Source organism: Roseibium sp. FZY0029 (assembly GCF_036350355.1).
Taxonomy (GTDB): Bacteria; Pseudomonadota; Alphaproteobacteria; order Rhizobiales; family Stappiaceae; genus Roseibium.
Genome location: NZ_JAZDVZ010000002.1, coordinates 103,983 through 129,718, shown reverse-complemented (window position 1 = coordinate 129,718; position 25,736 = coordinate 103,983). Strand labels below are relative to the sequence as shown.

Sequence of the window (25,736 nt, the reverse complement as noted above, 5' to 3'; positions counted from 1 at the left end):
AGTAGCACCATAACCGGGTGACAGGCAGAGGTGCAGAGAAAATTTGTTTTCAGTCCGGATTATCTCCGTACGCCGCGTGGGCGTCAGTCGTCCGCACCCAGAGATGATCTGAGGGACGGGGCCTCAAGAGCGCTCTGCTTTGGGCAGCGCGGATTGGCCAGAAGCTCCTGCCATGCATAAAAAGGCACGATGGCTGATTGCACGTCATTGATCCTAGCAGACATGATACCGGCAACCCGGAGCCCGTTCGGTGTTTCGACCAGAAGCGGCCCGCCGGACGCGCCTGCTTCCGACGCGCAATCCGTCACCCAAGTTTCCTCCGTCGTGCCCAGCACGCGGCAGGCAGGCACAACCGTGGGCAGGAAGCGGCGGCTGCGGCGATAGCCAGCGGATTGAAATCTTGTCTCCCGGGTGAGTATTGCGGCTTCTTCCGGAGCCAGAACCGGAACGGGTGGCAACGTGCTTGGTTTCTTGAGCACAATGAGGGCGACGTCCTTGTGGATGTCCCGAAGCTTGGGTTTTTGCGCCAGTTCAAAGCCTTCCGCCGTAAGTGCGCAAGCGGGCACCAGGCGGGCCGAGTAGGCGTCGCGGCGAACACCGGCGATGAACAGGAGATCATCAACCGGTAAGGGTCTGCCTGTCGATCTGTTGTAAAGGCAATGAGCGGCGGTGAGTACGAGATCTGGCGCTATCAGGGTTCCGGTGCACATGGCCGTCGACTTGTAACCGGCAAAGTTGACGCGGCCGATGGAAGTCCATGGTGCATCGGTAGAGTCGATGACCTTGAGGTCGATTGCATCGGCTGACGCCGGTTTGAGCCAGAACAGAGCGAGGGCGACAAGGGCGAAGGTGCGCAGACCTGGCTGGCCCGCAAATCCAAACCGCCGATTGTTTCGCAATATCGCCTGCATGTTCCAGCGCCCTCCCGGAGGGCTCATTTTGCCGCTCCCGGCTTAATGCGATCCTAAGCGGATTGGCGAAAGGCCGCGCTATTTCGGGTAATAGTCCCAGACCTGAGTGCGGGCCAGCGTTTCGTCGTTGTGTCGCATTCTCGCTCCCAGCAGGGCGTCAAGGTTGGCAATGACCTGGTCCGGGTGCTGGGCGGCTTCGTTCACCGGAACACTCTGGCTGGGCGCCGCCTTCATGAGAATGTTCGGCAATCCGGAAAAATGCACGAATTGCCAATCCTGGCCGAGCCTGCACAGGGCTGCGGGAGAGTCTTCGTGAGCGGGTGCCGGAAACTTTTCAGGCCATTTTTTCAGAAACAGCCGGTAGTCGAATTCCCACAAGGCGGCATCGCGCCAGGTGAGTGGCGTTTGGCCGGAAAGATAAGGCATCAAGCTTGCACCGTCCGGGGCATGTTCAGGGGCGATGTCAAACAGATCCAGCAGGGTCGGAAAGATATCGGTCGAGGACGTGAAAGCGGAGACCCGGTTCGCGCTGACAGCTCCCGGTGCGCGGATCATCAGGGGGATGTGGTAGCTCTGGCGGTAAAACCCGCCTTTGCCGAGCATCCAGTGGTCGCCCATCATTTCCGCATGATCGGAGGTGAAGATGATCAGCGTGTTGTTTGGGTGTTCCAGCGCCTCGAAGATCCGGCCAAGTTGCGCATCCACCTCGGTGATCATGCCGTAGTAAAGCGCACGAAGCCGTTTCAGGTCGCGCCGGGTCAGATCGCGGACGAAGGCCGAAGTGCCCGGCAGGTGCGTGCCAAGCTGCTGATAATCCTGAAGGGCTGCCACCAAGGGGTGGAATGAAGCTTCGTCAGCAGCATTTGGTGCGCCTGAAAAGCCGGGGCCATCTTCCGGATCGTAAAGTGCGTTATAGGGAGCGGGGACTGCGATTGGCGGATGCGGGCGCAGGAAAGAGATATGGGCCATCCAGGGCTGGTCTTCTTCCTGTTCGCCGAGCCATGTAAGGAAGGCATTCGTCAGGAAGGCGGTCTGGGTTTCGTCCCTGGCGTATCGGGCCGGGCGGAGGCTGACCTGTTCCCCGTCTTCAGGTTCCACGTGGTGGATGGTCTGAAAACCGGCTGGATCGTGACCGCGTGCGGCCAACCAGGACAGCCAGGGCTTGTCGTCCTCTGCGAGGGGCTGTCGCACCCAGAAGCCAGGCAGAACACCTTCATAAGAGGACAAAACAGGATCGTTCGGGTGGTGCCGGCGCGGGTCCGGCGACGTGTCGGTGTAGCCGAACAGTGTCGGCGTATACCCGGCACGGCGGGCGGCACGGGCGATATTGTCGAACCGGTCGTCCAGTGGGGCGCCGTTGCAGACGACCCGATGGTTCATCTGATAGAGCCCGGTATAGAGCGACGCCCGTGCAGGAGAACAGGGAGCCGTTGCCGCGTAGTGCTGCTCGAAGACGGTTGCCGTTTCGGCGAAGGCATCGAGGTTGGGGGTCTGAACAACCGGATGACCAACTGTGCCGAGGCAATCGCCTCGCCATTGGTCCGCGGTGATCAGCAGAATGTTCGGACGGGTCATGCCGCTTCCAGTTGCTCGATCAGGGCCGGCAGATCCGCGACTGTATCTATCACGTAATCCGCACCGGCTTTCTTGAGCTGTACCGTTGCATGCTGGCGCAGGGCGTCAACCTCATCCTCCGAAAGTGCGGCAAGTTCTTCCGGCGTCTTGCCGGCGTAGTTGCCGGACAGGGCAAGTCCCACCGTCAGGCAGCCGGCCGCGACACCCTCGGCGATGCCGGGTTCGGTATCGTCGACCTTGATGACCGCGCTTGGCGGATAGGCCACCAGATCGACAAAGCACTGATACATGCCGAGCGGGCCGGGACGGCCTTCCGGAAGATCGTCGGCACAGACGAGATTGTCGGGTTCATAGCCCTGTTCGGCGGCTTTCGGCAGGACACGCGCCATGATCGAGCGGGTGTAGCCGGTGGTCGAACCGATTTTCATGCCCTTGGCGCGCAGAGTTTTAACCACATCAGCGGCTCCCGGTACCAGATCGGCGAAATCGGCGACGACTTCCTCGTTCATCGGCACGAAGATCTTGTAGACCTTGTCAACGTCGGCATCCGTCGGCGCATGGCCATATTTGGCGGTCCATTGCGCGCTGATGTCCGGATCGTCCATCATGGAGCGGATATGGTCCCACTTGGGTTTACCCATGGGGCCACGGGCCTGATCAATGGATGCGGTAATGCCGAATGTCTCGAAGGCTTTTACGAAGACACCCATGGGGGCAAAGGAGCCGAAATCGATCATGGTGCCGGCCCAGTCGAAGACCACGGCTTTGAACTTGCTCATGTTGTTTCCTCACGCGTAGAGATCGGCAATGGTTTCCTCGCCAATGGCGAAGGCTGTTGAGGCGCCGCAGCCGGCCGTGACAACGACAATGCGGGTCGCATCGTCCGGCGCATCGGTGAAGCGCCAGCGGTCAGGGGCGGAGGCATAGGTGCCGATCCAGGTTTCAGAGATGTCGTACGGGCCAAGATCGAGGATCGTCTCCATCTCGCCCAGGATCAGGTCGTTGACGGCCTTTTCGATGAAGGGATCGGGTGTCGCGCCGTAATGATGGCTGTCGCCGACGACGAGGCTGCCGTCTTCCGACTGGACCACGATCAGATGAATGCCATTGTCTCGATGGGCGGTCATTTCCTGCTCCAGTCGGGCTTTCAAGGGTTCTGCTTCGGGGAGTTCGGCATAGCCAAGGTAACGGGCGAGGCCGAGATCGGACATGACAGCGGTGCCAAGGTCGATGCGATTGCGAGGGGTGACGCGCAACATCTGGAGTTTGCAGCGCGTGACTTCATAGGCGGCGATCCGGTCAGAAAAAAGCGTCGTGCCATCGTCGCCGGGGCAGACGATCACGGCCTCCGCGAGTACGGTTCCACGGGAGGTTTCCAGTTTAGGCGTTTCGACGGAATTGACGCTTGTCTGCCAGAGAAAGTCGACCGCATGTGCTTCTTCCAGCCAATTGGCGATCTGGGGCAGGGCATCCCTGGATTCCACTCTCACTTCCAGAGGAGAATAGAGCGCGCAGCTGATTTTATCCTGTCTCAGCCGGGGAACCTTGAGGGCTGCTTCAGCGGCCGTCAGGCGCCGGCAGTCAGCCCCCATTTCGGTCTTCAGAAACGCGTCGATGACAGCTTCGGATTCCGGCAGTCTCGCGGTCATGGTCAGACCTTCGTGCAACAGCGGTATGCGGGCGGCATCTGCCACTTCCCCCCAAACCTGACGGCTGCGCGACGCCTTCTGCCAGCAGTCGCCCGCCTGTTGGCCTGTCACCGTCACGAAACCGAAGTTGCGGATGGACGCGCCATTGGCGTAACTGTCTCGGTCGATGACGACGACGCTCTTGCCGCGCCTTGATGCTGCGAGGGCGTGCGCGAGTCCGACTATCCCCGCGCCGACAACCGCAAGGTCATACGATTTCTGTCTCATTCCAGGCTGCTCTTAGTTTTTTGTATTTCTGTTTGGTCTTGAGAATTCGAACTCTTCGGTGAAATGGCAAGCCACGAAATGCTCGGATGTAACCTCGCGCCATTCAGGAACCTCGCTGGCGCAGAGTTCCCTGGCGAAGGGGCAGCGGCTGTGAAAGCGGCAGCCTGAGGGAGCGTCGAGCGGGTTCGGAATTTCACCCTCCAGTTTGATCGGATTGAACTCCACATCCGGATCGGCCTGAGGGATCGCTGACAACAGCGCGTGCGTATAGGGATGTTTCGGTTCGAAGAAGAGTTTTTCAGTGGGGGCGTATTCCACGAACTTGCCGACATACATCACCGCGACCCGGTGGCTCATCTGCGCTACGACGGAAAGATCGTGTGCGATAAACAGAAAGGCGACACCCATCTCTTCCTGTAGATCTTTCAACAGGTTGACGATTTCCGCCTGAATAGAGACGTCCAGTGCCGATACGCTTTCATCGCATACGACAAAATCGGGCCTGGAGACAAGCGCTCGGGCAATGCAGATGCGCTGGCGCTGACCGCCGGAAAAGGCGTGTGGAAACCGACGCAGGTGTTCCAGGTTCAGTTTGCAGCGTTCAGCGATCTCGCGCACTCGGACGTCGATGGCTTCGCGATCCTTCATCATGCCGGAGGCGATCAGCGGCTCGGCGATGATGTCGCGAACGGTCATGCGCGGATTGAGGGAAGAGTAAGGGTCCTGAAACACCAGGCTCATCTTGGAACGGAACAGGCGCAGACGGTCGGCGCCAAGTGTCGAAAGCTGAACGGGACCTTCCGAAAAGACCATGTTCATGTGCTGGCGGAACTCGCGGAGTTCTTCGCCTTCCACCCTGGTCAGATCGACATCGTTGCCATTGGTGTGAAAGACCACGTCGCCGCCGGTCGGGTCGATGGCGCGCAGAATCGCACGGCCGACAGTTGTCTTGCCGGAGCCGGATTCGCCGACGAGGCCGACAGTCTCCCCGCGTTTGATATCGAACGAAATACCGTCGACGGCGCGCAACTGCCGGACCTCGGAAGAAAACAGCTTCTTTTTCCTGATCGGGAAGAGAACCTCAAGGTTCTTCACTTCAATCAAAACGTCGCTCGTGCTCATGCTGCGCTCCTTCCGCCTTGCACGTCGCTGTGCAGCCAGCAGCGGACAGAGCGTCCGGCAACCGGAGAGACTTCAAACGGAGTGTTGACGTCGCAGATGCCGCTGATGAAGTCCGGGCAGCGCGTGTGGAACGGACAGCCGGTCGGCCGTTCCGTCGGGCTCGGGATGTCGCCCGGTACAGGCGACAGCCGGTCGTGCAACGTGTCCAGGCTCGGAATCGCCTTCAAAAGGCCCTGGGTATAGGGGTGTTTGGGAGCGCGGATGACGTCACGGGTCGCGCCGCGCTCGACAATCGTTCCGAGGTACATCACCGCTACCTCGTCAGCTATCTGGGCGATAACGCCAAGGTCGTGGGTGATGAAGATCATGCCCATGCCGAGGTCGCGCTGCAGGTCGCGCATCAGGTCCAGCACCTGGGCCTGAATGGTGACATCCAGAGCGGTGGTCGGTTCGTCGGCGATAAGGAGCGCAGGACCGGCGGAAAGCGCCAGGGCAATCATCGCCCGCTGGCGCATGCCGCCTGACATTTCGTGCGGATACTGATCAACGCGTTCAGACGGGTTGGAAATGCCGACCTTGTTCAGCATTTCGACGGCCATTTCCCGGGCTTCGCGCTTGCCACAGCCACGGTGCAGGCGGATTGTCTCCATCATCTGGTTTCCGATGGTATAGACCGGAGAGAAACTTGCCATCGGCTCCTGGAAGATCATGCCGATTTCGCCGCCGCGCAAATGGCGCAGGGAGCGGGCGTTTGGCTTGATCTTGTGGATCTCGACGTCCTTGCCGTCCTTGGCGCGGTAAGTGATGCGGGTTTCGCCGGAGAGAGACGCATTGCGGGGCAGAAGCCGCATCAGAGCCTTGGTGGTGATCGACTTGCCGGAGCCGCTTTCGCCGACAAGCCCGAGGGTCTTGCCGGCCTCGACCTTGAAGCTCACACCCTGGACCGGCGTGATCAGGCCTTCGTCTGTCCGGAAGGATATGGAGAGGTTTTCGACGCTCAGCATGGGAGCTCTCCTATCGGGCTTCGCTATAGGGATCGGCCGCGTCACGCAGACCGTCGCCGATGACGGTGAACGCCAAAACGGCGACCACCACGAAGATGGCGGGAATGAACAGCCAGGGGGTTTGCTCGATCACGCGCACGGATTGAGCCTGCTGCAACAGGACGCCCCAGGAAACGGTCGGTGGCCGCAGGCCGAGGCCGACGAAGGAAAGTGCGGTCTCCGACAGGATCATGTAGGGGAAGGAGATCACCAGGTCGACGATGATGAAGCTGGTGAAGCTTGGCAGCATGTGCTGGCCGATGATGCGCCCCGGGCGCGCGCCTGCCAGTCTTGCGGCCACCACATAGTCCTCGCCCCGTATCGACAGAAGTTGCGATCTGATCCGGCGGGCAAGTGTCGGCCAGCCGAACAGTCCGAGGATCAGCGTCATTGCGAAATAGACCTGCGTGGTCGACCATTCCTTCGGCATGGCCGCCGCCAGGCCCATATAGAGCGGAATGATCGGCACCACGCGGACCACTTCCGTGACACGCTGGATAACATTGTCAGTCATGCCACCGGCGTAACCGGCAATGCCGCCGATCATGAGCGCAAGAACGAACGAGATCAGCACGCCGAGGACACCGATGGAGAGCGATGTACGGGTCGCATACAGGGTGCGGGAAAAGACGTCCCGGCCGAGGTCGTCCGTTCCCCACAAGTGCAGCTTTGCATCCGGTTCAGACAGACCGAAAAGATGAATGCTGGTGGGAAGGACACCCAGGATCGTTGTGGCTTCGCCGGTGGCAAAAAACGTGACATAGACCCGTTTTTCCGGATCGGGCACCGAAATGGCGCGCAAGGTTACCGGGTCGCGCTTGGTGCTGACGCCGTGGATGAATGGTTGGTAGGAGCAGCCGTTGTGGTCACAGAACATCGGGATCTGCGGCGCGCCGTCGATGTAATCAGTATCGCGGGTGGTCGGGCCGTAAGGGGCGACGAATTCAGCGAAGAGACCAAGGAAGGCCATCAAGCCCAGGATCAGGCCGGCTACCATGGCGGCACGGTGACGGCGGAAGCGCCACCAGATCAGGGTCCATTGTGAGGCTGAATAATATTTCAGCCGCTTCTCGCGCTCCCTTTTTTCCTGTTTCGCTAGGGCGGCGTCTGCTGTTGCGTCCGTCATGGCTCAGGCCCCCAGTTTGATGCGCGGGTCGAGCCACGCCAGAAGAAGATCGGAAACGAAGTTCATGAAGACGATGATGAAGGTCAGCAGCAGCAGGATGGCGCCGGCTACATACATGTCGAGGTCGAGATAGGCCTTCAGCAGCAGCTCGCCGAGTTCGGTCAGGCCCAGCACGGCAGCGACAATCGGCAGTTCGGAAAAGATGCGGTTGACGTCGAAGCCGATGGTGGAAACGATCGGGTTGATCGCGAGCCGCGCCGGGTATTTCAGCAACAGCTTGCCTTCCGGCACACCGCGGGCGCGGGCAGCTGTTACGGACAGGCGGTTGAGTTCGTCCGACATGGTCGCGCGCATGGTCTGGATCTGGTAGGCGACCGCTGACCAGGCCAGCACAACGGCCGGCAGCCACAGGTGCTTGATCAGGTCCCACAGTTTCGCAAACGACCAGGGTGCGTCCTGATAGGTGGCGGAAAACAGGCCGCCGATATCGGCGCCAAACCACTTGTTGGCGAAATAGAGCATGATCAGCGCAAGAAGGAAATTCGGCAGGGCGAGACCGAGGTAGGAAAAGATGGTGAGCCCGTAGTCGAGCGAGGAACCGCGCTTGACTGCGGCGTAGATGCCGACCGGGATCGAGATCGTATAGGTGAGGATCAGCGTCGTGAGCAGGATGCCGAGTGTCAGCCACGCCTTGTCGCCGATCACTTTCACGACCGAGGTTTCAAAGGCAAAGGCCTGACCGAAATCGCCGTGAAGGACAATGCCGCCGATCCAGTCGAAATAGCGCAGGATCATCGGCTTATCGAGGCCGAGATCGGAACGGATCGCCTCGATATCGGCTTGCGTGACGTTGACGCCGGTGCCGGAGAACTTGCGGAAGGCATAGCGGTCTGCGTAGTCGCCCGGCGGAATTTCCATGATGATGAAGACCATGACGGAAACAAGGGCCATGGTGACGACCATGCCTACAAAGCGCTCAAGCGTGAACCGAAGCATCGAACCTCTCCATCGTCCTGGATTTCCCGTTTCCACTCATCGCACCGTTATCCGTCTTTCCGAGGTCCCATCCTTCCAGATGTCTGGAGGCACACTCCTCTGGATGAGGACATCCGGGAGGTGGCGTCCCGGGGTGGGGGCCCTGCAATCGCAGGGATGAAAGGTGCTGGAAATGTGTGCCGGGGTGGCTGGCCACCCCGGCAACGGCTTCAGAGGCTTACTGCTCCAGTGACCACTGTTGCGGACGGTACGGATAGGTCCAGTAGAAGTCGTAGGTCTTGGCCTTGATCGGCTTCACGTTCTGCAGGTCATTGCGGTACAGGAAGGGAGCGACGATGTCGCCGACCGTGCCGATCTTCAGCAGGTTGTCGACATGGATTTGGGCGATTTCGGCACCAAGCTTGTTGCTTTCCTCAGAGCCCAGCTCGACCTGGATGAACTTCTCGGACAGGTCCCAGAGCTTCTGGATATCCGCCGGAGGTTCAGTGCCTTCCTTGCCGCCGCTTTCCTTCCAGGCAGCCCATTCGAACCCGGTGCCCGGGTTGAAGAAATCGCCGAAGGGCGGAATGAAGGCGGTTACGTCCTGGGAAATGGTCGGGCCGGCATTGCCGTCGTATTTCCAGGTGGTCACGTCCAGATCGTTGTTGTTGCCGGCAGCGCGGTATTCGTCGGAAGTGACTTCCTTCAGATCGACGCGGACGCCAACCGCGGACCAGTAGTCGCGGACCAGTTCCATCATTTTCACCGGAACGCCCTGGGTCGAATAGACCATGCGGACCACAAGCGGCTTGCCGTCTTCGCGTTCCAGGGTGCCATCGCCGTCGGAATCCTTCAGGCCGATTTCCGCCAGCAGCGCCTTGGCACCTTCCACGTCGTAGGAAATGTCCTTGTTGAGCATTTCGTCGGAAATGAAGGACACCGTCTTCGGTTCAGCGGGAACGCCCTGCATTGGCTTGCCCTGGCCGAGATAGACGATTTCATTGATCTCGTCACGGTTAAGGGCATGTGACATGGCGCGGTTGAAGCGGACGTCGGAGAAGAGTTTCGCCAGAACCGGATCCTTGTGGGTGCGGTTGAAGGAGAAGAAGACGTTCTCACCGAAGGTCGGGGCGAAGGAGACAGTGTAGTTGCCCTTGCCTTCGTTTTCCTTCAGCAGAGGGAAGTCCTCCAGGAAGATGGCCTGCTGTTTCCAGACCACTTCGCCATTCATGATCTTCAGGTTCTGCACTTCCTTGTCGCCGATATAGGTCTCGGAAATTTCGGAGATGTAGGGCAGTTGGTTGCCTGCGGTGTCGACCATGTGGAAATAGGGGTTGGCAACCAGCTTGCGGCCTTCGGAGTTTTCTTCGACCACGATGTGGCTTTCCAGCGTCGGCACGACGGCGCGGCCGATCTTGGTAGCCTTGTCACTGTCTTTCAGCAGCGGGGAGGGGACGTCCTTCCAGTCGGAACCGCCGTAATAGAAGTCGACGGCCGCCTTGGCGCTTTCAAAGCCGTATTCCTTTGCAAGTTCTTCTGCCTTCTCGTTGTATTTCGGCATGAACTGGCTGAGGAAATGTTTCGGCTGGAACGGCTGGCCGTAATCGACGGCGAAGCGGTTCAAAATGCCGGGGGTCGGAACGGGGAAGGTAAACTTGACGGTGACAGGGTCGACGGCCTCGACCTTGACCGGCTGACCGGCGAAGAGCCAGCGGCCCGGGGTCTTTTCATAGACATCCGGGTTCAGGATGAGATCGTTGTACCAGAAGGCAACGTCTTCCGCGGTGAACGGCTCGCCGTCGGACCACTTGTGGCCGTCACGCAAGGTGATGGTCAGTTCGGTGTAATCGTCATTCCAGGCCCAGCCCTTGGCGACGTTCGGAACAACGGTCTGAAGGTCGTCGGCGTACCGCACGAAGTTGACGTGGCGCACGGACAGGAGATCGGACGTGCCGGACTCTGTGCCTTTGGAAATGCCGGTCAGGACGCCGCCATAGGTGCCTATCTTTTCATAAGGCGCAACAACCAGCGGCTCTTTCGGCAGGCGGGCGGCAACATCAGCCAGTTCGCCATTGCCGAGGATCTTGCTGTTGAGATCGTTGATGGCCGGGTTCTGTGCGAAAGCCAGACCACAAGCGGCCTTTTCTTCAAATTCGGTGAGTTCGAACTGCTGCGGGTAATCAGAGCTGAGGCCTTGCATGTCGGCGACAGTGACGGTTGGGCAGTTTGCCAGGGCAGGGGTGGCCAGAACGGCTAGCGCTGCGCCGGACAGGAGAAAGGATTTGACGGTCATTGCGGGCTCCTCGACGGGAAAATGTGCGAGGCCCTAACAACGCTTCAATCATAACAGTTTGATGAAATTATTATATGTATAGCTTTTTACTATAGAGTGATCTCTGACATGGAAGTGTCAAAGACTGTGCAGGCTTTTTCTGAAGGCCTCAACTGCCGCAACGTTTGCCATGTCTTTTTGCCAGACGACATAATGGTTTGCGACCAGTGAAGGGTCGTTGATCTGAACGGCAACGCAGCCGTCACGGTCGGTGATCTCGGCTTCCATGGCAATGCCGACACCGACCCCGGAACGGATCAGGGTGGCTATTGAGCCCCAGGAGCCGAGCGCCAGCACGGTGCGAGGCCGTATGCCGGCGATCGTTGCTGCCGCCTCGAAGATCTTGCGGGTACCGGAAGATCCTTCCCGCTGTAGCAGATTAAGGGACGCGACGTCTGCCCAGGTCACAGTCGCTTCTTTTGCCAGCGGATGATCCTGCGGTGCGGCAATCACGATCCGGGTCTTTATCAGCAGTTCTCCGTCGAGCCCGGCAGGGACCTCCCTGCCGGTGATGAAGCCAACATCGATCTCGCCATCCTCGAACAGGTCGAGAATGTCCTGTGTCGCCAGAGCCCTGGCTTCTATCGAGATATCCGGGTGACGGGACATGAAGGCGGAGATTTTCGGGATCGCAAGCTGATAGGTGGAGTAGCCGATCCTGAGTTCACCAGAAGCAAGTGTCCGATGATGGGTAAGCTCCGTCTCAAGATCCCCCACCAGCGCCAGAACCGCCCGGATGCGCGGCAGGAGGCCTTCCAGTGCGGGGGAGGCCGAAACCGAATAACCGGATTTCACCAGGAGCTTTGTCTTGAAACGGCTTTCCAGGCTCTGGACGTGGTTGGATATGGACGGCTGGGAAACGCCGATTTCCTTTGCCGCAGCTGAAAAACTGCCTGTGCGGACGACGGCTTCCAGCGCACGCAACTGTACGAGGCTGAGGGTGCTCTTCGAGCGGACTGGCGTTTTTTCCATGATCGCTCAGGACAGGTTCGCGACGGGAGCCCGTGCAACGCCGGATAACTCCAGATGATGGGCAACGCGGAGCGCCAGATCCTCGCGCCAGGCCGGGGCGATAACCTGAACGCCTATGGGCAATGTCGCCCCGTCCAGCCAGACCGGTACCGTCACTGCGGGAAGGCCGATGAAGGAGATCGGCTGTGTGAACAGGCCGATGTTCGGCCGGGCCGGCATGGTCTCGCCGCCGATGGTGAAAGTCTTGGTGCCTGAAGCAAGGGCAGGGAAGGGCGTGGCGGGAGCCAGCAACACGTCGACGTTTTCGAAGATCTTGCGGAACAGGTCACGGAACCAGCTGCGGAAGCGCTGGGCCTGCTGGACCCAGATGGCCGGCACCATCGTGCCCGCCAGAAAGCGGTCGCGCGTTTCCGGGTCGAAGTCCCGGGGCCGTTCCAGGATGCGGTTGAGATGCAAGGTGGAGCCTTCGGCGGCCGTGATGACATAGGCCGCAGCACGGGCCCGGGCAGCTTCCGGAATGTCGATCTCAAGGCTTGCGCCAAGCGCCTTTGCAACAAGATCGACGGCATTGAGGGCGTCAGGCAGTGCTTTTTCGCGAAAGTATCCCCCGGCAACGGCAATGCGCAGCGGGCCGATGTCTTCTGCAAGTCGGGCATGGGTTTCAATTTCTGGATGGTTTGTCTGTGCCGGATCAGCCGGGTCATGGCCCTGAAGGACGTCAAAGATCAGGGCCAGGTCCTCGGCTGAGCGCGTCAGCGGGCCGAGATGGTCCAGGCTGCCAACAAAGGGATAGGTTCCCGCGCGGCTGAGGCGTCCGTAGGTCGGCTTCAGCCCGAACAATCCGCAGAAGGAGGCGGGCACTCGAATGGAGCCGTTGGTATCGGACCCCATGGCAAGCGGCACCATACCGGCTGCGGTAGCCGCGGCAGATCCGGAGGACGAGCCGCCGGTCATGTAACCCGTATCGTGCGGATTGCGGCAGATGCCGTCGTGTGCGCTTTCACCTGTGAAATCATAGGCGTATTCGCCCATGTGGGTCGCCCCGACCAGAACAGCTCCCGCCGCCTTGAGCTTGCGCACAAGTGTTGCATCCGCAGAGGCGGGCGGGTTTTCGCGGTTGATCTTTGCACCGGCGCGCGTGGTCAGGCCTTCGACATCGTATAGGTTCTTGACGGCATACGGCACACCGGCCAGCGGCAGGGTTTGGCCGTCTTGAATGGCGTCATCGACGGCGCGGGCTTCAAGGAGTGCTCGCTCGCCCAGGACGTCGGTAAAGGCGTTGACCTTGGGATTGAGACTTTCAATCGCCTCGAGAGATGCATAGGCAACTTCCAGAGCCCTGATATCACCGCTGTTGACGGCAGCGGCTGTCTGAGCCGCGATGCGTGTGTTCAATTCCTTGCTCTCAGGGCTCATGGGACAAAGACCGGTGCAGCTTCGGCGTGATCCTCCAACGGGAAATCCAGCACCGTTTCGGCAGCTTTTTCAATAGCGGCAATATGCATTTCCACGACAGGACGCCAGTCTTCCTCGATCGTCAGACCCAGCATCCTTTCCATGTGGGCTACATGTGCCTTGGGCTCAAACGTGTCCGCCATCCCGCTGTCCTTCATCCAGAATTTTCTAGAGGCATCTTTCAAAGGCTGCAGCGCCCTGTCCAGAGAAGATTTCGTCATTTGTGATTTGAGGTTCCTTCGGTTCTGTTTCGGCAAGCCAGAGGTCCTGTGGAAGGCCGGTCATAACGCGGTTGTTGCGACGCAGCATTTCTGTTGCATAAAAAATAGCCCTGCGCATAATGGCGGCATGAGCGGCGGGCTTTCCATTCTGGTTATTGATGACAACAAGATCCGTGCCTCGATCATCGAGCAGGGATTGCACGATGCAGGGCACGACAAGGTCATTGTCGTGCACCAGATGGAAGGGCTGGTTCGCCAGATCTCGGACATCAATCCGGATGTGATCGTGATTGATCTGGAGAACCCGAACCGAGACCAACTGGAGCACATGTTTCAGGTGTCGCGGGCGGTCCGGCGGCCGATTGCAATGTTCGTCGACAAGTCGGACAGCCACTCCATCGAGGCGGCTGTCGATGCGGGCGTATCGGCTTACATCGTCGACGGACTGAAGCGGGAACGGGTCAAATCGATCCTCGACATGGCGATCAGCCGTTTCCGAGCGTTTTCCAGGCTGACAGAGGAGCTGGAGGAAGTGCGCTCTGAACTTGCAGACCGGAAAACCATCGACCGGGCCAAAGGCATTCTCATGAAATCGAAGGGGCTCAGCGAGCAGGAGGCTTATGACCTCTTGCGCCGAACGGCCATGAACCAGAGTCGTAAAATCATCGATGTGGCGCAAAGCCTGGTGATCGCCAGCGGATTGCTGGGGGACTGACGCGATGACATCAAGAGCGACCGGACGGGGAGAGACGGCCAACCAGAGGACTGTAGGATCATGAACACGAACCTGAAGCCTGTCATCGCAGGATTTATTCCGCTTCTGGACAGTGCCGTCATCGTGGCTGCTGCCGAGTTCGGCTTTGCCGAACAGGAAGGCATCGCGCTCAAACTGATCCGGGAAACCTCCTGGGCCAACATCCGCGACCGGATATCCGTTGGCCATTTCGATGTCGCCCATATGCTGGCCCCGATGCCGATTGCTGCCAGCCTCAACCTGACCAGTCTGGCCGTGCCGATGCTGGCCCCCATGCTGCTCGGCCTTGGCGGCAACGCAATCACCGTCTCCAATGCCCTTTGGGCGGATATGGCGGCTGCCGGTGCCGACCCGGAGGGTGATCCGGCTTCAACAGGAGATGCGCTTGCGCGGGTGATAGCCGGCAGAAAGATACCAGGCCTGCCTCAGCTTCATTTCGGTGTCGTGCACCCGTTTTCCGGTCATGCCTATGAATTGCGCTATTGGCTCGCCGCCGCCGGCATCGATCCGGACCGGGATGTGGAGATCACCGTGCTGGCGCCACAGGTCATGGCGGATGCTCTGGCCGAAGGTCAGCTCGACGGTTATTGCGTAGGGGAACCCTGGAACACGGCGGCTGTCGAAGCCGGAACAGGACGTATTGCCACCTACAAGCAGGCTATTTGGCCGGACAGTCCGGAAAAGGTGCTGGGCGTGACCCGTAAGTGGGCCGACGCCAACCCCGATACGCTCGCCGCGCTGATGCGGGCGTTTTCGGCGGCGGCCGACTGGTGCGCCGATCCGAAGAACAATGCGGAACTGGCGAGCGTACTCGCACGGCCCGACCTTCTGGCCTGTCCCGCCGAATTCTGCCTTGCGGCCCTGTCGGGCCGGATCAGGATGGACCCGCAGTCGGTCAAGGACGTGCCGGACTTTCTGACTTTCTCAGGCGGCGTCAAGGCAGCTCCATCGCCGGTTTACGGCAAATGGTTCTACGAGCAGATGGTGCGTTGGGGGCAGGTGCAGCCCTCACCAGAGGCGGAACAAGAAGTCGAAAAGGTGTTTTCGCCGACCGTTTATCTGGAAGCGATGGGCTTGAGCGGCGTGGCGATAGACGCGACCGTTGAGATGTTCGACGACGCGCGTTCCTGACCGCCAAAACAGCCGGGCCGAAGCCGTTCCAGTAAGTTTGCAATGCACAAAATTCATTCAGTTGCCTGCCTGCTTAGCTGACCAAATATGCAGGTTGTGCAGGTGGTCAAAATTTTCTTCAAAGCTAAGTCTCTGTAAATAAATAGATATGTCATATTTCTGCAATTGGCACAGTTCGTGCTTTTAAGTGGTTAGGGCCAACGTTGGCCTACCAGATATCGCACCCACTGCCGGGTGCACAGGCAAAGCCGCCGATCTGAACCGCATGGGACCTCCTCCCGTCATGCGGTTCGGTCGGCGGCTTTTTTTTGGTCCTGTGCCCGGCTGAAGGCGGTGCAGGACGAACGAGGGACAGGACGCGAAAATGAAGAAGACCCTGAAAATTACCCGCCGGACTGCACTTGGCGCCTTAATGGCAGCCACTGCTCTTGTGTCCGCTTCCAGCGCCTATGCCGAGATGCTGGACGTCGAAAAGGACGAACTTACCTTCGGCTTCATCAAGCTGACGGATATGGCACCGCTCGCCGTTGCCTACGAACTTGGCTATTTCGAAGAAGAAGGCCTCTTTGTCACGCTTGAGCCCCAGGCCAACTGGAAGGTTCTGCTCGACCGGGTCATCACCGGTGAACTGGACGGTGCACATATGCTGGCCGGTCAGCCGCTGGCGGCCACCATCGGCTTCGGCACCAAGGCCCATATCGTGACGCCGTTCTCCATGGACCTCAACGGCAACGGCATCACCGTATCGAACGAAATCTTCGAGATGATGAAGCCGCATCTGGAAATGCAGGACGACGGCAAGCCGGTTCACCCGATCAAGGCTTCGGCTCTGAAGCCGGTGGTCGACAAGTTCAAGGCCGAAGGCAAGCCGTTCAACATGGGCATGGTCTTCCCGGTTTCCACCCATAACTACGAGCTGCGCTACTGGCTGGCATCCGGCGATATCAATCCGGGGCTTTATTCCAAATCCGATATCTCAGGTCAGATCCAGGCGGATGCGCTTTTGTCCGTGACACCGCCTCCGCAGATGCCGTCGACGCTCGAAGCCGGCACCATCTACGGCTATTGCGTCGGCGAGCCCTGGAACCAGCAGGCCGTCTTCAAGGGCATCGGTGTCCCGGTCATCACCGACTACGAGATCTGGAAGAACAATCCGGAGAAGGTGTTCGGCCTGACGCAGGAATTCACCGAAGAATATCCGAACACCACGCTTGCTCTCACCAAGGCGCTGATCCGTGCGGCCAAGTGGCTGGATGAGAACGACAACGCAAACCGCATGGAAGCCGTCGAGATCCTGTCCCGGCCGGAATACGTCGGCGCGGATGCGGAAGTCATCGCCAACTCGATGACCGGCACCTTCGAGTATGAGAAGGGCGACAAGCGAGATGTTCCGGACTTCAACGTCTTCTACCGCTACTACGCCACCTATCCCTACTATTCCGATGCGGTCTGGTACCTGACCCAGATGCGCCGCTGGGGCCAGATTCCTGAGTACAAGCCGGATAGCTGGTACGACGAGGTCGCGCGGTCGGTCTATCGCCCTGACATCTATCTGAAAGCCGCAGAAATGCTGGTTGAGGAAGGGCATGTGGCCAAGGAAGACTTCCCCTGGGAAACGGATGGCTATCGCGCTCCGACCCCGGCAGCGGATGTCATCGACGGCATTCCCTACGACGGCAAACAGCCGAACGCCTACATCGACAGCCTTCCGATCGGTCTGAAGGGCAAGCAGGTGGTCGACGGCAATCAGGTCGTGGGCGGCTGATCTTCCCCAAAACTTGAGCGGCGGCCCGCAGCCCCGCCGCTCGTCTTTCTCATTCGATACGCACCGACAGAATTCGAACAAGGATTGCCATCATGGCCAATGCCGATACCGCGGGCAGTCAGGACCTTGCCCGTGCCGCGCGCCGGGAGAAGCTTTTCACACGGATCAACAAGGCCGCCGGCTGGCTGGATGCGCTCGGCCTGTCCTGGACCGTGCCGCTCCTGAAAATTGCCGCAGGAGACAGCCTGAAGGAACAGTTGGGCGAGCTGAAACGCGTCCTCCTGATCCCGCTTCTGGGGATCGCTGCCTTTCTCGTCCTTTGGGGCGCTCTGGCACCGCAAGTGCAGACGTCGCTGGGTGCAGTCCCGGGACCCGCAGCAGTCTGGTCCCAGGCGGTCAACCTCTGGGACGACCATGTGCGCGAGCGTGAAAAGGCGGATGCCTTTTATGAGCGCCAGGAACAGCGCAACGCCAAATACGAAGCCGAAGGCAAGACCGACAAGATCAGGTGGCGCGACTATACCGGCAAGCCGACCTACATCGACCAGATCGGCACGTCGCTGAAAACCGTCGGCCTCGGTTTTCTGATCGCAACGCTGATCGCCGTGCCGCTTGGTATTGCTTCCGGCCTGTCGCGCTCCTTCAACGGAGCGATCAACCCGCTCATTCAGATTTTCAAGCCGGTGTCACCGCTCGCCTGGCTGCCGATTGTCACGATGATCGTGTCGGCGACCTATGCCGATCCGGTCGACTGGCTATCGAAATCCCTGCTGATTTCCGCCGTCACCGTGACGCTCTGCTCCATGTGGCCGACGCTGATCAACACCGCGCTGGGTGTTGCCTCGGTCGACAAGGATTTGATGAATGTCGGCCGCGTTCTGCAACTGCCTACCTGGAAGACCGTCACCAAGCTGGTTCTGCCGTCTTCTCTGCCGCTGATCTTTACCGGACTGCGCCTGTCGCTGGGTGTGGGCTGGATGGTGCTGATTGCCGCGGAAATGCTGGCCCAGAACCCGGGTCTTGGAAAATTCGTCTGGGACGAATTCCAGAACGGCTCCTCCCAGTCGCTCGCCAAGATCATGGTCGCTGTTCTGACAATCGGCATCATTGGTTTCATGCTCGACCGGCTGATGTTCGCCCTGCAGCGCGCCTTTACATTCTCGGCCAATCGCTAAGGAGGCGGATATGTCCTTTCTGGAAATCTCCGGTGTCTCCAAAAGCTATGGCGATGGCGCTGCCCGAACCGAGGTGCTGGATGACATCAACCTGAAGGTGGAAGAGGGTGAGTTTATTGCCATTGTCGGCTTCTCCGGCACGGGCAAGACCACGCTCATCTCCCTGCTGGCTGGCCTTATCGAGCCGGACAAGGGCGGCATCATCTTCAAGAGCAAGGAAATTGATGGGCCGCACCCGGACCGAGGTGTCGTGTTTCAATCCTATTCGCTGATGCCTTGGCTGTCGGTCTACGGCAATGTGGCACTGGCCGTCGACAGCGTTTTCAGGAAGAAGCGCTCGGCCGAGCGCAAGGCGATCTGCGACAAATACATCGAGATGGTTGGCCTGGGTCATGCCAGAGACCGCAAGCCGTCGGAGCTTTCCGGCGGCATGCGCCAGCGCGTGGCCGTGGCACGGGCCCTTGCCATGCAGCCCGAGCTTCTGCTGCTGGACGAGCCACTGTCAGCGCTCGATGCCCTGACGCGCGCAAAGCTTCAGGACGAATTCGCCGCGATCTGCGACGAAGAAAAGAAGACCATCGTCCTCATCACCAATGACGTCGATGAAGCGATCCTTCTGGCGGACCGGATCATTCCGTTGAAGCCCGGCACACCGGCAACGCTTGGTCCGGAGTTCAAGGTGTCGTTTCAGCGGCCGCGAGACAGAGGTGAACTCAATCACGACGACGACTTCATTCGCCTGCGGGCCGAGGTCACCGCATATCTGATGGAAGCAGGGTCTGAGCGCGGGGCGGATCTGGAGCGGGAAATCGTCCTGCCGAACATCGTCCCGATCACGCAGCGGCCCAAGCCTGCGGACAAGCTTCCGGTGGCCTATGAGCGGGCATCGGAATCCGCGGTTCAGGACCGTTATCTCGACTTCTCGCAATTGAAGAAGGTCTATCCGACCCCAAAGGGGCCGCTGACGGTTGTGGACGGCTTCGACCTGAAGATGAAGAAGGGCGAGTTCATTACCCTGATCGGCCATTCGGGCTGCGGAAAGTCGACGGTCCTGTCCATGGTGGCCGGCCTCAACAAGATCACCGAAGGTGCCATCGTTCTTGATGGCACCCATGTGACCCAGGCCGGTCCCGACCGGGCCGTCGTCTTCCAGGCACCGAGCCTGATGCCCTGGCTGACGGCCTACGAGAATGTCGAGCTGGGTGTCGACAAGGTCTATCCGGATGCATCCCGCCAGGAAAAGCGGGACGTGATCGAATATTACCTCGGCAAGGTCGGTCTGTCGGACGCGATGCATAAGGCGGCCTCGGAGCTTTCCAACGGCATGAAGCAACGCGTCGGGATTGCACGGGCCTTTGCCCTGTCGCCGAAGCTTCTGCTGCTGGACGAGCCCTTCGGAATGCTCGACAGCCTGACCCGCTGGGAGTTGCAGGATGTCCTGATGGACGTCTGGAAGCGGACACAGGTAACGGCCGTCTGCGTCACGCACGATGTCGATGAAGCCATCCTGCTGGCCGACCGTGTGGTGATGATGTCGAACGGGCCCAATGCCCGTATCGGCAACATCATGGAAGTGGACCTGCCGCGGCCACGGTCGCGCAAGGAGCTGCTCGCCCACCCGGATTACTACGCCTACCGCGAGGAGCTTCTGGACTTCCTGGAAGCCTATGAGGGCGGCGCGAACCCCAGCGAAGATCAGTTGAAATCCATTCAGGAAAAACGGGCCGCACGAATGGCCCGTCAAACCGCGGCAGCCGAAGCAGCCGAATGAAAGTCTGGAGAAAAGCCATGACAAAACAGAAGCTTGTCATCGTCGGCAACGGCATGGCGCCCGGGCGGATGCTCGAAAACCTGTTTGAAAAAGACCGGGACGCTTATGAGGTCACCATTTTCAATGCAGAGCCGCGGGTCAACTACAACCGGTTGATGCTGTCGCCGGTGCTGTCGGGTGAAAAGACCTATGAAGACATTATCACCCACGGCGACGACTGGTATGCAGACCATGGCGTGACCCTGCACAAGGGCGCTCGCATTTCCGGGATCGACCGGCAAGCCAAGACCGTTACTTCGGAAACCGGCATCACCGCTTCTTACGACAAGCTGGTGATCGCCACCGGATCGTCTCCCTTCATCATTCCGCTTCCGGGCAAGGACCTCGACGGCGTTCTGACCTACCGCGATCTGGACGACGTGGAAAAGATGCTGGGCGCCGCCAAACGCGCCGGACGGGCTGTCGTCATTGGCGGCGGTCTCCTGGGGCTTGAAGCGGCGGCCGGCCTCAAGATGCAGGGCATGGACGTTACCGTTCTGCACCTGATGCCGACCCTGATGGAACGCCAGCTCGACCCGGCGGCCGGCTTCCTGCTCGAAGCGGAATTCAAGAGCCGCGGCATCGACGTGCGCACCAAGGCAAACAGCCATGAAATCCTGGGGGATGACGCGGGCAGGGTGAGGGGCATCCGCCTTGACGATGGAACCGAGATCGCAGCCTCGATCATTGTCATGGCCGTCGGCATCCGTCCGTCGGCCGACCTTGCCAGGGCGGTCGGCCTGGAGGTCAATCGCGGAGTATTGGTCGGCGACGACATGCGCACAAGCGATCCGGACATCTTCTCGCTTGGCGAATGCGTCGAGCACCGCGGCATGTGCTACGGCCTCGTTGCGCCGCTTTATGAAATGGCGGGGGTGATCGCCGACAATCTGCTTGGCGGTTCTTCCGAGTATACGGGGTCCGTTACCGCGACGAAATTGAAGGTGACCGGTGTCGATCTGTATTCGGCAGGTGATTTTTCCGAAGGAGACGATCGGGAAGAGATCGTGCTGCGCGATGCGTCGGCAGGTGTCTACAAGCGCATCGTCCTGAAAGACAACAAGATCGTCGGTGCTGTGCTTTACGGCGAAACTTCCGATGGTCCGTGGTTCTTCGACCTTTTGAAAAAAGGCACGGACGTCTCGGACATGCGCGAGACGCTGATCTTTGGCCAGGCCTATCAGGGAGGGGCCCCGCTGGACCCTACGGCGGCCGTTGCAGCCTTGCCGGATGATGCGGAAATCTGCGGCTGCAACGGCGTATGCAAGGGCAAGATCGTTGCCACGATCAAGGAGAAGGGCCTGACGTCTCTGGACGGTGTGCGGGCGCACACAAAGGCCTCAAACTCCTGTGGCACCTGTATGGGGCTTGTTGAGCAGCTGATGCAGGTGACCCTGGGCGACGCCTATAATCCGGCGGCTGTCACGCCGATGTGCGGCTGCACCCACCTCGGCCATGACGACGTCCGCCGCCTGATCAAGTCCAAGGAACTGAAATCCATTCCAGCCGTGATGCAGGAACTGGAGTGGACCACGTCCGGCGGCTGCGCAAAGTGCCGGCCGGCGCTCAACTACTATCTGGTCTCCGACTGGCCGGATGAATATGCGGACGACTACCAGTCCCGATTCATCAACGAACGTGTCCACGCCAACATTCAGAAGGACGGCACGTATTCTGTGGTCCCGCGCATGTGGGGCGGCATGACCTCGTCCAAGGAGTTGAGGGCGATTGCCGATGTGGTCGACAAGTTCAACATTCCGGCGGTGAAATGCACCGGTGGCCAGCGTATCGACATGCTGGGCATCAGGAAGGAAGACCTTCCGGCAGTCTGGGCAGATCTCGGCAAGGCCGGGTTCGTGTCCGGGCAGGCCTATGCCAAGGGCCTCAGGACCGTGAAGACCTGTGTCGGCACGGATTGGTGCCGGTTCGGCACGCAGGATTCCACCGGTCTCGGCATCAAGCTGGAAAAATTCATGTGGGGCTCCTGGACGCCCGCAAAGCTGAAGATGGCGGTCTCCGGCTGCCCGAGGAATTGCGCGGAAGCAACCTGCAAGGACATCGGCATCATCTGCGTTGATAGCGGTTACGAGATCCATTTTGCGGGGGCTGCCGGTCTCGACATCAAGGGCACGGAAGTTCTCGGCATGGTGAAGACCGAGGACGAGGCGATCGAGCATGTCGCCGCGCTTGCCCAGATGTACCGCGAACAGGGCCATTACCTGGAGCGGATCTACAAGTGGGCGAAGCGTATCGGGCTGGACGAGATCCGGCGCCAGATCATGGACGATGAGGCAATGCGCAAGGCGTATTTCGACCGTTTCGTCTTCTCCCAGAAATTCGCTCAGGTCGATCCGTGGTCGGAGCGTGTCTCCGGCAAGGACAAGCATGAGTTCAAGCCGATGGCTGTTCTGACGAAGGAGGCTGCCGAATGACCGCCGACATCCGCAACTGGGTCCATATCGGCACCCTTGAAGACATTCCTAGGGAGGGAGCCCGGTGCGTGAAGAACGGCGATATGACCATCGCCGTCTTCCGCACCGCCAAGGACGACGTCTTCGCCTTGGAAGACAAGTGCCCGCACAAGAACGGGCCTCTCAGTCAGGGGATCGTGCATGACGGCTGTGTGACCTGTCCGTTGCACAACTGGGTGATTTCCCTGGAGACCGGAGCTGCGCAGGGGGCCGATGAAGGCCGCACGGCGGCTTTTCCCGTCCGTCTGGAAGACGGCCGGATCCTCATTGATCTTTCCTATTCACACGAAGCCGTCTGACCGGCCGAGCACCTTCGCGAAAGGAATTCAGATGTCATACGTAACGCCACAGGAATTTGCCTCGAAAATGATCGACGCGGGCGAAGCGAAAATTTTCATGTCCACCAAGGACACGCTTATCCGCGCCTATATGGCTGGTGCCATTCTTGCTCTTGCGGCCGCCTTCGCGGTGACAATCGCCGTCAACACCGGCAACTTCCTGGTTGCCTCGATCCTGTTTCCGGTCGGCTTCTGCATGCTCTATCTGCTGGGGTTCGACCTTCTGACCGGCGTGTTCACGCTGGCGCCACTGGCCGTGATCGCAAAACGTCCGGGCTGCACCTGGGGCGGTGTCTTCCGCAATTGGGGCCTGGTCTTTACCGGCAACTTCGCCGGTGCCCTGACCACCGCCGTTTTCATGGCGATCATTTTCACCATGGGCTTCAGTCAGGAGCCGAATGATGTCGGCCAGAAGATCGGCAAGATCGGCGAAGCACGAACCCTCGGCTATGCCGCCGCCGGCTGGGCGGGTCTGCTGACGGTCTTCATCCGCGCCGTGATGTGCAACTGGATGGTGTCGACCGGTGTCGTCGCCGCGATGATGTCCAACTCGGTCTCCGGCAAGATCATGGCCATGTGGATGCCGATCCTGGTGTTCTTCTATCTCGGCTTCGAGCACTCCATCGTGAACATGTTCCTGTTCCCGTCCGGCATCATGCTCGGCGGCAACTTCACCTGGTTCGACTACTTCGCCTACAACGAAATTCCGGTCGTGGTCGGCAACCTTGTCGGCGGGCTGACCTTCGTCGGCGGCATGATCTATGCCACCCACTACAAGACCTCGCCTTCGCGCAACGCCGGCTACGAAAAAGCGCCGGTCGCAGCGCCTGCCGAATAAGTGTGAGGCTCCGCCGCCACGGGCGGCGGAGCGCTTCTTCCGGAGGATCCTTTTCCCGTGCTGATGCAAGTCCGCCATACCACTTTGAGCGTCGAGACCGGCCAGTCTTCTTCTGCCGGACGGAAAGCCCTGAACCAGGACTTCCACGGCGCCATGGTGGCGGAAGGACCAGCACTGGTGCACAAGGGCGTTGCGCTTGCGATCGCAGACGGCATTTCTTCCAGTCCGGTTGCACATGTCGCTGCCGAGACAGCCGTCAAATCCTTCCTCTCCGACTACTTTTGCACCTCGGAAGCCTGGTCGGTGAAGACTTCGGCGAGCCGGGTGATCCTGGCCGTCAATTCGTGGCTTTTCAGTCAGACAAAACAGGCTGCCGAACTGGACAGAGGCCATGTCTGCACCTTTTCCGCCCTGGTTCTGAAAGGACGCAAGGCGCATCTCTTTCATGTCGGTGACAGCCGTATCTGGCGTCTTTCCGGCCAAAGCCTGGAACAACTGACGGAAGATCACACTGTCCGGATCTCGGAAACGGAAAGCTATCTCGGCCGGGCGCTCGGCATCGGACACTCTGTCGATATCGATTATGCCGTGTTCGATCTTCGTCCGGACGATGTATTTATTCTGACGACGGATGGCGTTCACGGCTTCTTGCGGCCAAAGGATATGGCCGATGTCGTGCTGGCCGGTCAGGATCTCGATATGGCAGCCAGAGCGCTTGTCGATCAGGCACTGGCCGCGGGCAGCGATGACAATCTGAGCGTCCAGATCGTTCGGGTGACCGGCATCTCGGAACCGGGCGCTGAAGATCTCCTGAGCGGAGAGGGCACTTTGCCACCGGCGCCGCTGCCGAAGGTGCCGGGCAGATATGAAGGGTTCCGGCTTTTGCGCGGCCTGCATGCCACCAGCCGCAGCCACATCTACCTGGCGGAAAACGAGGAAACGGGCGAACCGGTCGCCCTCAAGTTTCCCTCGCTCGATTTGCGCGGCGAGGAAGACTATCTGCGCCGCTTCGCGCTGGAGGAATGGGTCGCCCGCCGGATTGCCTCTCCGCATGTCTTGAAGGCAGCCTCCTATCCCGAGGGCCGGAAGACGCTGTTTCTGGCGAGCGAATTCGTCGATGGACAAACGCTTCGCCAGTGGATGACAGACAATCCGCATCCGAGCCTTGAAATGGTGCGCGGCATCCTGGAGCAGGTTGCGAGGGGTCTGATGGCCTTTCACCGCAAGGAGATGGTTCATCAGGATCTGCGGCCGGAAAACATCATGATCGATGCGTCCGGCACGGTGAAGATCATCGATTTCGGTTCCGTGCGAATTGCCGGCGTCATGGAGGCGGCGCCGTCTCTCGAAAAGGGCGAGATCCTGGGCACCCACCAATACACTGCCCCGGAAGTGTTCCTGGGGTATCTCGGCACGGAATACAGCGACCAGTTCTCGCTTGGCGTCATCGCCTACGAAATGCTGACCGGCCGCTTGCCTTATGGCGCTGCCGTTGCCAGGGCGACGAGCGCGCGGGCTCAGGCTGCCCTTCGTTATCGAACTGCCACGGCTGTCACGGAGCGTGTTCCGGACTGGGTCGACGGCGCCCTTTGCCGTGCGGTTCATCCGGTGCCGGGCAAACGCTACGAGGCCCTGAGTGCCTTTCTTGAAGATCTGCGCCGCCCGAACCCTTCCTTCAGTCCAGATCGTTTTGTCCCTCTGGCGGAACGCGATCCTGTCCGCTTCTGGCAGATCGTGTCTGCTGCTCTCGCGGTGCTTTGCGCCATCCTTTTCTTTCAACTCTTCGGCAATCCATAGGAGATTTTC

General features: G+C 59.8%; 21 protein-coding genes. 9 read left to right on the top strand and 12 right to left on the bottom strand.

Annotated elements, in window-relative coordinates:
- Positions 1 to 83: 83 nt before the first annotated feature.
- The 12 genes from V1T76_RS05085 to V1T76_RS05030 form a co-directional block, all read right to left on the bottom strand.
- Entirely contained in the window at positions 84 to 938 is an 855-nt protein-coding gene (locus V1T76_RS05085; protein ID WP_330559528.1) for a trypsin-like serine peptidase, read from the bottom strand.
- Positions 939 to 989: 51 nt separating this feature from the next.
- Complete coding sequence (locus tag V1T76_RS05080) at positions 990 to 2,486, bottom strand: sulfatase-like hydrolase/transferase (protein ID WP_330559527.1); 1,497 nt, start codon at positions 2,484 to 2,486, stop codon at positions 990 to 992.
- A complete protein-coding gene (gene phnX / locus V1T76_RS05075; RefSeq protein ID WP_330559526.1) occupies positions 2,483 to 3,265 on the bottom strand; it encodes a phosphonoacetaldehyde hydrolase in 783 nt (260 codons plus the stop codon). The genes V1T76_RS05080 and phnX overlap by 4 nt, the downstream gene beginning before the upstream one ends.
- Positions 3,266 to 3,274: 9 nt before the next feature.
- A complete protein-coding gene (locus V1T76_RS05070; protein ID WP_330559525.1) occupies positions 3,275 to 4,402 on the bottom strand; it encodes a TIGR03364 family FAD-dependent oxidoreductase in 1,128 nt (375 codons plus the stop codon).
- A 12-nt stretch (positions 4,403 to 4,414) separates the two neighbouring features.
- Positions 4,415 to 5,524: an ABC transporter ATP-binding protein gene (locus V1T76_RS05065; protein ID WP_330559524.1), complete on the bottom strand. Its 1,110-nt coding sequence runs from the start codon at positions 5,522 to 5,524 to the stop codon at positions 4,415 to 4,417.
- Positions 5,521 to 6,528: an ABC transporter ATP-binding protein gene (locus V1T76_RS05060; protein ID WP_330559523.1), complete on the bottom strand. Its 1,008-nt coding sequence runs from the start codon at positions 6,526 to 6,528 to the stop codon at positions 5,521 to 5,523. The genes V1T76_RS05065 and V1T76_RS05060 overlap by 4 nt, the downstream gene beginning before the upstream one ends.
- Positions 6,529 to 6,538: 10 nt before the next feature.
- Entirely contained in the window at positions 6,539 to 7,693 is a 1,155-nt protein-coding gene (locus tag V1T76_RS05055; RefSeq protein ID WP_330559522.1) for an ABC transporter permease, read from the bottom strand.
- A 3-nt stretch (positions 7,694 to 7,696) separates the two neighbouring features.
- The gene (locus V1T76_RS05050) at positions 7,697 to 8,689 is read right to left on the bottom strand and encodes an ABC transporter permease (RefSeq protein WP_330559521.1); all 993 of its coding nucleotides are present in this window, start codon (positions 8,687 to 8,689) and stop codon (positions 7,697 to 7,699) included.
- A gap of 217 nt (positions 8,690 to 8,906) precedes the next feature.
- Complete coding sequence (locus V1T76_RS05045) at positions 8,907 to 10,961, bottom strand: ABC transporter substrate-binding protein (RefSeq protein ID WP_330559520.1); 2,055 nt, start codon at positions 10,959 to 10,961, stop codon at positions 8,907 to 8,909.
- A 117-nt stretch (positions 10,962 to 11,078) separates the two neighbouring features.
- On the bottom strand, positions 11,079 to 11,972 hold the full coding sequence (locus V1T76_RS05040; protein WP_330559519.1) for a LysR family transcriptional regulator: 894 nt from the start codon (positions 11,970 to 11,972) through the stop codon (positions 11,079 to 11,081).
- 6 nt (positions 11,973 to 11,978) lie between these two features.
- Positions 11,979 to 13,388, bottom strand: coding sequence for an AtzE family amidohydrolase (locus V1T76_RS05035; RefSeq protein ID WP_330559518.1), 1,410 nt, complete (start codon positions 13,386 to 13,388; stop codon positions 11,979 to 11,981).
- Positions 13,385 to 13,684: a DUF4089 domain-containing protein gene (locus V1T76_RS05030; protein WP_330559517.1), complete on the bottom strand. Its 300-nt coding sequence runs from the start codon at positions 13,682 to 13,684 to the stop codon at positions 13,385 to 13,387. Before V1T76_RS05030 ends, V1T76_RS05035 begins: the two co-directional genes overlap by 4 nt.
- 91 nt (positions 13,685 to 13,775) lie before the next feature.
- Between V1T76_RS05030 and V1T76_RS05025 the strand changes: the two genes are divergently transcribed.
- The 9 genes from V1T76_RS05025 (at position 13,776) to V1T76_RS04985 (ending at position 25,727) form a co-directional block, all read left to right on the top strand.
- Positions 13,776 to 14,363 carry an ANTAR domain-containing response regulator gene (locus V1T76_RS05025; protein ID WP_330559516.1) on the top strand — a complete coding sequence of 196 codons (588 nt, stop codon included), beginning with the start codon at positions 13,776 to 13,778 and terminating at the stop codon, positions 14,361 to 14,363.
- Positions 14,364 to 14,423: 60 nt separating this feature from the next.
- Positions 14,424 to 15,533: a CmpA/NrtA family ABC transporter substrate-binding protein gene (locus tag V1T76_RS05020; RefSeq protein WP_330559515.1), complete on the top strand. Its 1,110-nt coding sequence runs from the start codon at positions 14,424 to 14,426 to the stop codon at positions 15,531 to 15,533.
- Positions 15,534 to 15,897: 364 nt separating this feature from the next.
- Positions 15,898 to 17,298: a CmpA/NrtA family ABC transporter substrate-binding protein gene (locus tag V1T76_RS05015; RefSeq protein ID WP_330559514.1), complete on the top strand. Its 1,401-nt coding sequence runs from the start codon at positions 15,898 to 15,900 to the stop codon at positions 17,296 to 17,298.
- A 92-nt stretch (positions 17,299 to 17,390) separates the two neighbouring features.
- Positions 17,391 to 18,473, top strand: coding sequence for an ABC transporter permease (locus V1T76_RS05010; protein WP_330559513.1), 1,083 nt, complete (start codon positions 17,391 to 17,393; stop codon positions 18,471 to 18,473).
- 10 nt (positions 18,474 to 18,483) lie between these two features.
- Positions 18,484 to 20,244 carry an ABC transporter ATP-binding protein gene (locus tag V1T76_RS05005; protein ID WP_330559512.1) on the top strand — a complete coding sequence of 587 codons (1,761 nt, stop codon included), beginning with the start codon at positions 18,484 to 18,486 and terminating at the stop codon, positions 20,242 to 20,244.
- 17 nt (positions 20,245 to 20,261) lie between these two features.
- Complete coding sequence (gene nirB / locus V1T76_RS05000; RefSeq protein WP_330559511.1) at positions 20,262 to 22,715, top strand: nitrite reductase large subunit NirB; 2,454 nt, start codon at positions 20,262 to 20,264, stop codon at positions 22,713 to 22,715.
- A complete protein-coding gene (nirD, locus tag V1T76_RS04995; protein ID WP_330559510.1) occupies positions 22,712 to 23,053 on the top strand; it encodes a nitrite reductase small subunit NirD in 342 nt (113 codons plus the stop codon). The genes nirB and nirD overlap by 4 nt, the downstream gene beginning before the upstream one ends.
- 31 nt (positions 23,054 to 23,084) lie before the next feature.
- Positions 23,085 to 23,930, top strand: a complete 846-nt coding sequence (locus V1T76_RS04990) for a formate/nitrite transporter family protein (protein WP_040440495.1) — start codon at positions 23,085 to 23,087, stop codon at positions 23,928 to 23,930.
- Between the two features lie 63 nt (positions 23,931 to 23,993).
- A complete protein-coding gene (locus V1T76_RS04985; protein WP_330560216.1) occupies positions 23,994 to 25,727 on the top strand; it encodes a protein kinase domain-containing protein in 1,734 nt (577 codons plus the stop codon).
- Positions 25,728 to 25,736 lie beyond the last annotated feature (9 nt).

Bases quoted from the DNA above. Each gene is read 5' to 3' on its own strand.
- V1T76_RS05020 (WP_330559515.1), top strand. From the start codon at position 14,424: ATGAACACGAACCTGAAGCCTGTCATCGCAGGATTTATTCCGCTTCTG.
- phnX (WP_330559526.1), bottom strand. From the start codon at position 3,265: ATGAGCAAGTTCAAAGCCGTGGTCTTCGACTGGGCCGGCACCATGATC.
- V1T76_RS05015 (WP_330559514.1), top strand. From the start codon at position 15,898: ATGAAGAAGACCCTGAAAATTACCCGCCGGACTGCACTTGGCGCCTTA.
- nirD (WP_330559510.1), top strand. From the start codon at position 22,712: ATGACCGCCGACATCCGCAACTGGGTCCATATCGGCACCCTTGAAGAC.
- V1T76_RS05085 (WP_330559528.1), bottom strand. From the start codon at position 938: ATGAGCCCTCCGGGAGGGCGCTGGAACATGCAGGCGATATTGCGAAAC.
- V1T76_RS05050 (WP_330559521.1), bottom strand. From the start codon at position 8,689: ATGCTTCGGTTCACGCTTGAGCGCTTTGTAGGCATGGTCGTCACCATG.
- V1T76_RS05055 (WP_330559522.1), bottom strand. From the start codon at position 7,693: ATGACGGACGCAACAGCAGACGCCGCCCTAGCGAAACAGGAAAAAAGG.
- V1T76_RS04990 (WP_040440495.1), top strand. From the start codon at position 23,085: ATGTCATACGTAACGCCACAGGAATTTGCCTCGAAAATGATCGACGCG.
- V1T76_RS05005 (WP_330559512.1), top strand. From the start codon at position 18,484: ATGTCCTTTCTGGAAATCTCCGGTGTCTCCAAAAGCTATGGCGATGGC.
- V1T76_RS05060 (WP_330559523.1), bottom strand. From the start codon at position 6,528: ATGCTGAGCGTCGAAAACCTCTCCATATCCTTCCGGACAGACGAAGGC.
- V1T76_RS05010 (WP_330559513.1), top strand. From the start codon at position 17,391: ATGGCCAATGCCGATACCGCGGGCAGTCAGGACCTTGCCCGTGCCGCG.
- V1T76_RS05045 (WP_330559520.1), bottom strand. From the start codon at position 10,961: ATGACCGTCAAATCCTTTCTCCTGTCCGGCGCAGCGCTAGCCGTTCTG.
- V1T76_RS05040 (WP_330559519.1), bottom strand. From the start codon at position 11,972: ATGGAAAAAACGCCAGTCCGCTCGAAGAGCACCCTCAGCCTCGTACAG.
- V1T76_RS05035 (WP_330559518.1), bottom strand. From the start codon at position 13,388: ATGAGCCCTGAGAGCAAGGAATTGAACACACGCATCGCGGCTCAGACA.
- V1T76_RS04985 (WP_330560216.1), top strand. From the start codon at position 23,994: ATGCAAGTCCGCCATACCACTTTGAGCGTCGAGACCGGCCAGTCTTCT.
- nirB (WP_330559511.1), top strand. From the start codon at position 20,262: ATGACAAAACAGAAGCTTGTCATCGTCGGCAACGGCATGGCGCCCGGG.
- V1T76_RS05025 (WP_330559516.1), top strand. From the start codon at position 13,776: ATGAGCGGCGGGCTTTCCATTCTGGTTATTGATGACAACAAGATCCGT.
- V1T76_RS05065 (WP_330559524.1), bottom strand. From the start codon at position 5,524: ATGAGCACGAGCGACGTTTTGATTGAAGTGAAGAACCTTGAGGTTCTC.
- V1T76_RS05080 (WP_330559527.1), bottom strand. From the start codon at position 2,486: ATGACCCGTCCGAACATTCTGCTGATCACCGCGGACCAATGGCGAGGC.
- V1T76_RS05070 (WP_330559525.1), bottom strand. From the start codon at position 4,402: ATGAGACAGAAATCGTATGACCTTGCGGTTGTCGGCGCGGGGATAGTC.